Origin of the sequence: Candidatus Dorea massiliensis AP6 (assembly GCF_964245105.1) — a bacterium.
GTDB classification, from domain to species: Bacteria; Bacillota; Clostridia; order Lachnospirales; family Lachnospiraceae; genus Laedolimicola; species Laedolimicola intestinihominis.
In genome coordinates, this window is record NZ_CAXTKW010000007.1 from 171,300 (window position 1) to 177,729 (window position 6,430).

General features: G+C 48.0%; 5 protein-coding genes and 3 tRNA genes. 3 read left to right on the forward strand and 5 right to left on the reverse strand.

Going from position 1 to position 6,430, the window contains the following annotated elements:
- The first annotated feature begins 126 nt into the window (after positions 1 to 126).
- The gene (locus tag ACESZP_RS09255; RefSeq protein WP_178038513.1) at positions 127 to 696 is read left to right on the forward strand and encodes a TetR/AcrR family transcriptional regulator; all 570 of its coding nucleotides are present in this window, start codon (positions 127 to 129) and stop codon (positions 694 to 696) included.
- 89 nt (positions 697 to 785) lie between these two features.
- Here ACESZP_RS09255 and ACESZP_RS09260 read toward each other — a convergent pair whose 3' ends face one another.
- Positions 786 to 2,576 (reverse strand): glycosyl hydrolase family 18 protein, encoded by a 1,791-nt coding sequence (locus tag ACESZP_RS09260; protein ID WP_499708842.1) that lies wholly within the window; start codon positions 2,574 to 2,576, stop codon positions 786 to 788.
- 530 nt (positions 2,577 to 3,106) lie between these two features.
- Here ACESZP_RS09260 and ACESZP_RS09265 point away from each other — a divergent pair.
- The gene (locus tag ACESZP_RS09265; protein ID WP_178038512.1) at positions 3,107 to 3,859 is read left to right on the forward strand and encodes an adaptor protein MecA; all 753 of its coding nucleotides are present in this window, start codon (positions 3,107 to 3,109) and stop codon (positions 3,857 to 3,859) included.
- Between the two features lie 188 nt (positions 3,860 to 4,047).
- On the opposite strand, the gene ACESZP_RS09270 is transcribed toward ACESZP_RS09265, so the two are convergent.
- The 3 genes from ACESZP_RS09270 to ACESZP_RS09280 form a co-directional block, all read right to left on the reverse strand.
- Positions 4,048 to 4,118: transfer RNA gene (locus ACESZP_RS09270), tRNA-Cys, on the reverse strand.
- Between the two features lie 49 nt (positions 4,119 to 4,167).
- Positions 4,168 to 4,239 (reverse strand) — tRNA-Glu (locus ACESZP_RS09275).
- A gap of 192 nt (positions 4,240 to 4,431) precedes the next feature.
- Positions 4,432 to 5,400, reverse strand: coding sequence for a D-2-hydroxyacid dehydrogenase (locus tag ACESZP_RS09280; protein ID WP_440322614.1), 969 nt, complete (start codon positions 5,398 to 5,400; stop codon positions 4,432 to 4,434).
- Between the two features lie 306 nt (positions 5,401 to 5,706).
- Between ACESZP_RS09280 and ACESZP_RS09285 the strand changes: the two genes are divergently transcribed.
- Positions 5,707 to 6,270: a transcription repressor NadR gene (locus ACESZP_RS09285; protein WP_499708843.1), complete on the forward strand. Its 564-nt coding sequence runs from the start codon at positions 5,707 to 5,709 to the stop codon at positions 6,268 to 6,270.
- A gap of 83 nt (positions 6,271 to 6,353) precedes the next feature.
- Here the strand turns inward: ACESZP_RS09285 and ACESZP_RS09290 are convergent.
- Positions 6,354 to 6,425, reverse strand: a tRNA-Asn gene (locus ACESZP_RS09290).
- Between the last annotated feature and the right edge of the window lie 5 nt (positions 6,426 to 6,430).

A 6,430-nucleotide genomic window follows, 5' to 3' on the forward strand; every position in this document is an offset into this window, starting at 1 on the left:
CAATACGAATACTCGTTGATCTTTCCCTAAAAAATATATTATAATGTAAAAATAACAAAGAGCAATGACCAGTATGTTTCGTTTCGTAACATACTACACATCTGAGAATAAAGTGAGTACATAGAAATGGATAAAAGAGTAAGTAAAACACGAGACGCTATCATCGACGCCTATCTGGAACTGATTTATGAGAAAAAAGATCAGAAGATTACGATTTCAGAACTGGCCCACCGGGCTAATATCGCCCGCAAGACCTTTTACCTCCACTATGAAACCCTGGAGGATATCATGCGGGACGCCGCCCACCGAAAGATAGACGAGCTTCTTCATCTTCTCGAAAAAAAAAGATTCTTTTCCAACCCCTTCGAGGTAGACGTATTATTCCAATGTCTGAATCAGCTCATGGAACCGGATATCGAATTTTACCGTTTTATTTCCAGGGAAAATCCCTACGCGTTTTTCTGGTCGGAAGTGAAGCGTATCATTATCGAAACCACGGTGGAAGTCTATCAGGATAAGGTAGATTTCCCGGCGCAGGAGCTACGGCTTTACGCAGAATATTTTGTATCCGGCGTCATCGCCGTCTATGTGGCCTGGCTGCGCGGAGAGTTGACGCTACCACTCAGTGAACTGGCGCGTATCTCCGGGGAAGCTACTTCACACGGAATTCGGAAACCTGAAAAGCTTAAGGAATGATAATCTGATGAAAAAAGACAGAGAAACGTGTTCTTACAAGCAAGCTTGATGATCACGCTTCTCTGTCTTTTTTACGCCGTTCTGGTTTTTTAGTTCACGTATTTCAAAATCGTATCCCAGATATCCTGCCGCTCGAATCCGAGCTTCCATGCAGAAATACCTGCCAGATTATATTCTTTAATCAACGCCGCCTTCAGCGCGATGGATTCCTCTTCTTCCAGCCAAACCTTATAGGTCTTGCCGTCCGCCACATACTCGGCGTAATACTGGCCCGTGGTCTCGTCCCAGGTCTTTTCCGCGCCGTTAGTGGCCAGGATCTTGTCGATGGCGTCCATGCCATAGGCCTTGCTACTGACTACATTTGGTACGTAATCATCCGTATCGGACTCCTGCGCCAGCTCCTCAGCAGTCTTAGGTCTCTCCTCCCAGAGTCTGGTGTAAAACGGTACTGCGTTGATAACCTTCTCCGCCGGAACCTCCTTCAGGGTCTCCTCGATGCCTTCGCGCACCCAGTTAATGCTTGCCACGCTGCCGGCCTCCTCAGAGCCTGCGTAATGCTCGTCATAACCCATGATAATCAGGTAATCGGCCACCACACCCTGCTCCGCGCGGTTATAGAAGCGATTATGATCCGCCGGACGGTAATTGTCCACGGAAAGAATGATGCCGTTCAGGCGGCACATGATGGACAGCTCCCGCAGGAACTCCACGTAACCCTTAGCGGAATCTTCATTGATATACTCAAAGTCTATATTGATACCGTCCAGATCAAACTCGATGGCCTTGGCAATCAGGTTGCTGACCAGCCGCTGTCTGGATGAGGTCCGGGACAGGATTTCGTAATCGGTAATGGTGTCCTTGTGGGTGATATCCTCCACCAGCGCCCACACCTCGATGTTGTTCTGGTGACAGTAGTTTACATAAGTCTGGCTTGCCAGAGAATCAATGTTGCCGTCGTCGTCCTTCAGGAAGAACCAAGTGGGGGAAATGGTGGTCAGCCCCTTTGTATTCGCGATAGTCTCCAGCACCTTGCTGTTGGCGTCCCCATTGGTCACCTGATGCCATGCCATATTAATGGTGTAGTCTTTGCTGATATTCGTGTACTCAGGCTCTGTGTAATTGGACTCTGTAGTCTCCTCGCCCTTCTGGCCCAGATATTTATTGCGGATGTAACCGATAAAGCCGTTGGACGTACGAACCTTCGTCCAGTCGCCCACGTCCTCGGTCTCCTCCAGCACGTACAGGGTATCGCCCTTGGACACATCCATCAGAATCGGGCTCTTAATGCCTGCGCGGTAGCGGACATTTCCGTTCTTCTTCACGGTCACGGTCTCTGCCGTACCGAATTCCGTTTTGATATTGACGCGGTTCACCTCGTCGGTCATCAGCTCATATGTAAGGCCTGTATATTTCTGAATATATTTCAAAGCCACATAAGCCGTATCGCCGTCCACCTTCACCGGTGTGTAATCCTCCATGCAGGACTGCTTCGCTACCGTGTAGGTATTACTTCCCACAGACGCGGTAATCAGCTCCGTCGGCGTCGTATACAGCAGCAGATTTTCCTGGGAATCCCAGTAGAAACGGGAATTCAGGTAATCGTACAGGGTATCGGTGGTCACATAGGGCTCACCGTCGATGACTCTGGCCTTAAAATCCATCATCTGATCATTTAAAATCACTGCCGCCTCATCGCTGGCTGTCACCTCGAAATAGGTATTCCAGCTCATGCGTTCCTTGGAGGGGCTATATTTTTCATACAGGAAAGCAAACATTACGCCTGCCAGAATCAGTACAATCAGTACAAATACCGCCAGCATCGGCGCTGCTTTTCTTCTTCCCCGGGATCTTCTTCGTCTTCTTCGTTTTGTCGTTGCCATGGCAGAAACCTCCTATCGGGTCTATCATAACAGAAATTCACCGCCGCGTCACCCATTTTCGACAGCTTTCCGTCATTTTTTACAGCGGATAAGGCTCGCGGCCCGCTCTGTAGGCTCGGAGGGGACCTCGCCTGTTTTTCACCCGCAGCCCGCAGCCGTCCGCTCCCCAAAAGGAGATCGTGATATATTATTCCGGAAAATGCCGCCTGATACTCTCTCTGAAACCTTTTTATCTGTCAATCGTGGAAATCGCGCCGAACTGGCACCTGAGAAATAAAAGCCTGGCTTACTTAAGACTTCTGTAAAAATTATGTTCTTCGCTGCCTCCCTTCCCCGGGCGGCTTTTCCGAATTCATTATACCCTGTCTTTTTCCGGAAATGCAAGCAAATTGGAAAATTTATGAAATTTTTATAGAAAACCAGATTTTTTCATATTTTCAGCGCAGATTCAATATTGTATCTCCCAGTCATTTTGTATATAATAGAATTGAAACCTTTTTAAGCTATATATAAATTGGATGTGAGGATATATGAAGATAGAAAAGATAAACGATAACCAGATACGCTGCACCCTGACCAGAGACGATCTGAATAACCGTCAGCTAAAGCTCAGTGAACTGGCCTACGGTACAGAAAAGGCCAAGGAGCTGTTCCGGGAAATGATGCAGCAGGCAGCCATCGAATTTGGTTTTGAGGCTGACAATATTCCGCTGATGATCGAAGCGATTCCCATGCCCAACGAATGCATCGTCCTGATTATCACCAAGGTCGAGGATCCGGAAGAGTTGGACACCCGCTTCGCCAAATTCGCACCAGGCGGCGACAGCCCCATGCCCGAAGACGCGAACGATCTGAGCGGTATCCTTCCGGAAGGCGCCGACAATGTCCTGGATATGTTCAAGAAGCTCATTGAAAAGAAGCTCCAGGACTCTACCGCTTCCAGCAAGGAAGAAAAAGCAGAACAGGCCGTCTCTCTCGCTTCCGAGATTGACCTGACCCGCCTGTATTCCTTCCAGGATCTGGACACAGTCATCGATGCGGCCCATGTGCTTCAGGGCTTCTACCAGGGTCAGAACTCCCTGTACCGTCTGAAAAAGGATGGCGACTACTGCCTGATTATCCACAAGAGCAGCCACACGCCGGAGGAATTCAACAAGATTTCCAACATTCTCTCCGAGTACGGCAGCAACGAGAAATACTCTTCCGCGGCCGAGGCCTATATGACCGAGCATGAGGATCTGATGATTGCAGGTGAGGCGCTGCAGAAGCTGGCCGGACTGTAAAAGATTTTTTATAAAATGAAACGCAGAAAAGGAATCCCGTAAAAAGGATTCCTTTTTATTGTATCATATTAATCTGTCGCAAAAGGCTCGAACAGATGCTTCTCCTGCTCCCGGCTCCGAAGAAGCTTCTCTATAGTTCAAAAAAGAGCTTAAAACCTGTAAATACAGACTTTAAACTCTTCTATGAGAGGCGACAACCAGATTTGAACTGGTGATCAGGGTGTTGCAGACCCACGCCTTACCACTTGGCTATGTCGCCATCAACTGTTGTATTATATCATATCGGAAATAATCCGTCAAGATATAAATGACTCCTACGGGAATCGAACCCGTGTTACCGCCGTGAAAGGGCGATGTCTTAACCGCTTGACCAAGGAGCCTTATTTATCTGCCCCTTTGGATGGGCGTTAGCTCGGTTTCTTTTGCCGTGCCCGATTATATTATCATACTTTCTATCTGTTTGCAAGGGTTTTTCGGGTTTTTTCGAAAAATTTTATTGTTAAACTGCTAGAAACTTTATTTCTCTTTATGAGTCGGATTTCTCATTCTATTTGTTTTATGTTCTCATTATTTTACTGATTCACAACATTCTCCGGCTTGCCTGCCAGATATGCTTTCAGATTCTGCACCGCACAGTCCATGATGCGCTGGCGGGCCTCCTTCGTGGCCCAGGCGATGTGAGGCGTGATGAAACAGTTCTTCGCAGTGAGCAACGGATTATCGCCCTTGATGGGCTCGACGCTGACCACATCCACGCCTGCGGCCTGTACCTTGCCGCTGTTCAGCGCGTCCGCCAGATCCTGCTCCACAATGAGCGGACCGCGGCCATTGTTCAGAATAATGACGCCGTCCTTCATTTTTGCGATGGTTCCCTGATTGATGATGCCTTCCGTCTCCGGAAATAGCGGGCAGTGCAGGGAAATGATATCGGATTCTGCCAGCAGAGTCTCCAGATTTACATAAGTTCCAATGGCTTTGCCTCTCTCATATTCATGGGGCGAATATGCCAGTACTCTCATGCCAAAGGCCTTTGCAATGATTCCCACCTTCTGACCGATCCGTCCAAAGCCGATGATACCCATGGTCTTGCCGGCCAGCTCAATCTGGGGATAATCACAAAAACAGAAATCCGCACACTGTTCCCATCGACCCACGTGTACTGCCTCGGAATGATGAGCCACATGGTGGCAGATTTCCAGCAGAAGCGCGAAGGTGAATTGGGCTACTGTGTCGGTACCATAGCCTGGCACATTAGTTACCGGGATACCCTGCTTAGCCGCGTAGGTATAGTCCACCACATTGTAGCCGGTAGCCAATACGCCAATATAACGAATAGACGGGCAACTGTCCAGTACCCGCTTTGTGATCGGTGTCTTATTTGTAATAACGATTTCCGCATCACCAATACGCGCGATAGCTTCCCCCTCTTTGTCCGTCTCAGACCCTCTGTCATATACCGTGAACTCCCCCAGTCCCTCAAATCCGCTCCAGCTCAGATCGCCCGGATTTTCTGTATATCCATCTAATACTACAATTTTCATTCGTGCGTTCTCCTTATCATTTTCTATATATAACTCGAATAAATTTTACAATCTTATATATGCCAAACTTATATCATGCACCTATCATTCATGATCATCATTCGCCAACCATGCAAGCATATAACCTCACTTGCGCCCATTATAACATAATATATCCCCTCATAAAACTCGATTTTTCACTGATTCAAGTTTCTCTTTTTCTTCCTGTCACCCGATTTCCTGAAAATTTGCGCAAAATCTCCCGTTCACTGTCTTGCCACCTGGCAGGACAGGTGTTACAATTAAAAAGATTGAATATACACCTTTATGCGTAAACGAAGAAAGGAGTTCCCTTGCATCATGACTACTGCACAACGGAGAACAGATATTTTACAGATTTTAAAGAAAGCTGACGCCCCCATAGCAGCCAAAGAACTGGCAGCACATTTTGGGGTAAGCCGTCAGGTGATTGTGCAGGACATGGCTGTGATACGCGTTTCCGTGCCTGGAATTCTTTCCACCACCCGGGGCTACGTTCTTCAGCAGGACAGTGGCAGCGCACGGGAATTTAAGGTCTGCCACACACCGGAGCAGGCCGCAGATGAAATGAACCTCATCGTAGACTGCGGCGGCCACATCAAAAATATCAGTATCAGCCACCGCCTCTACGGCCGGATTTCTGCTGATATGGATATTCGCTCCCGTCAGGATGTAAGCGAATTCATCGAAGCCCTGAAAAACAGTCGTTCCAGTGTCTTGAGCAACGCCACCTCCGGTTACCACTACCATCTGGTCGCCGCCGACAGCCAGAAGCGCCTGGATATGATTCAGGAGAAGCTGCAGGAGGCGGGTTTTCTGGCGCCATTACAGCCTTGGGAACAGGTACAATAAAATAATTATCATAAAAATGCGACCTCTTGGTAAAACATTTTTATATAGAAAAACCTGTAAGCAACGCTTACAGGTTTTCTTAGCTCCCCGAGTAGGGCTCGAACCTACGACATTTCGGTTAACAGCCGAACGCTCTACCACTGAGCTATCGAGGAATATT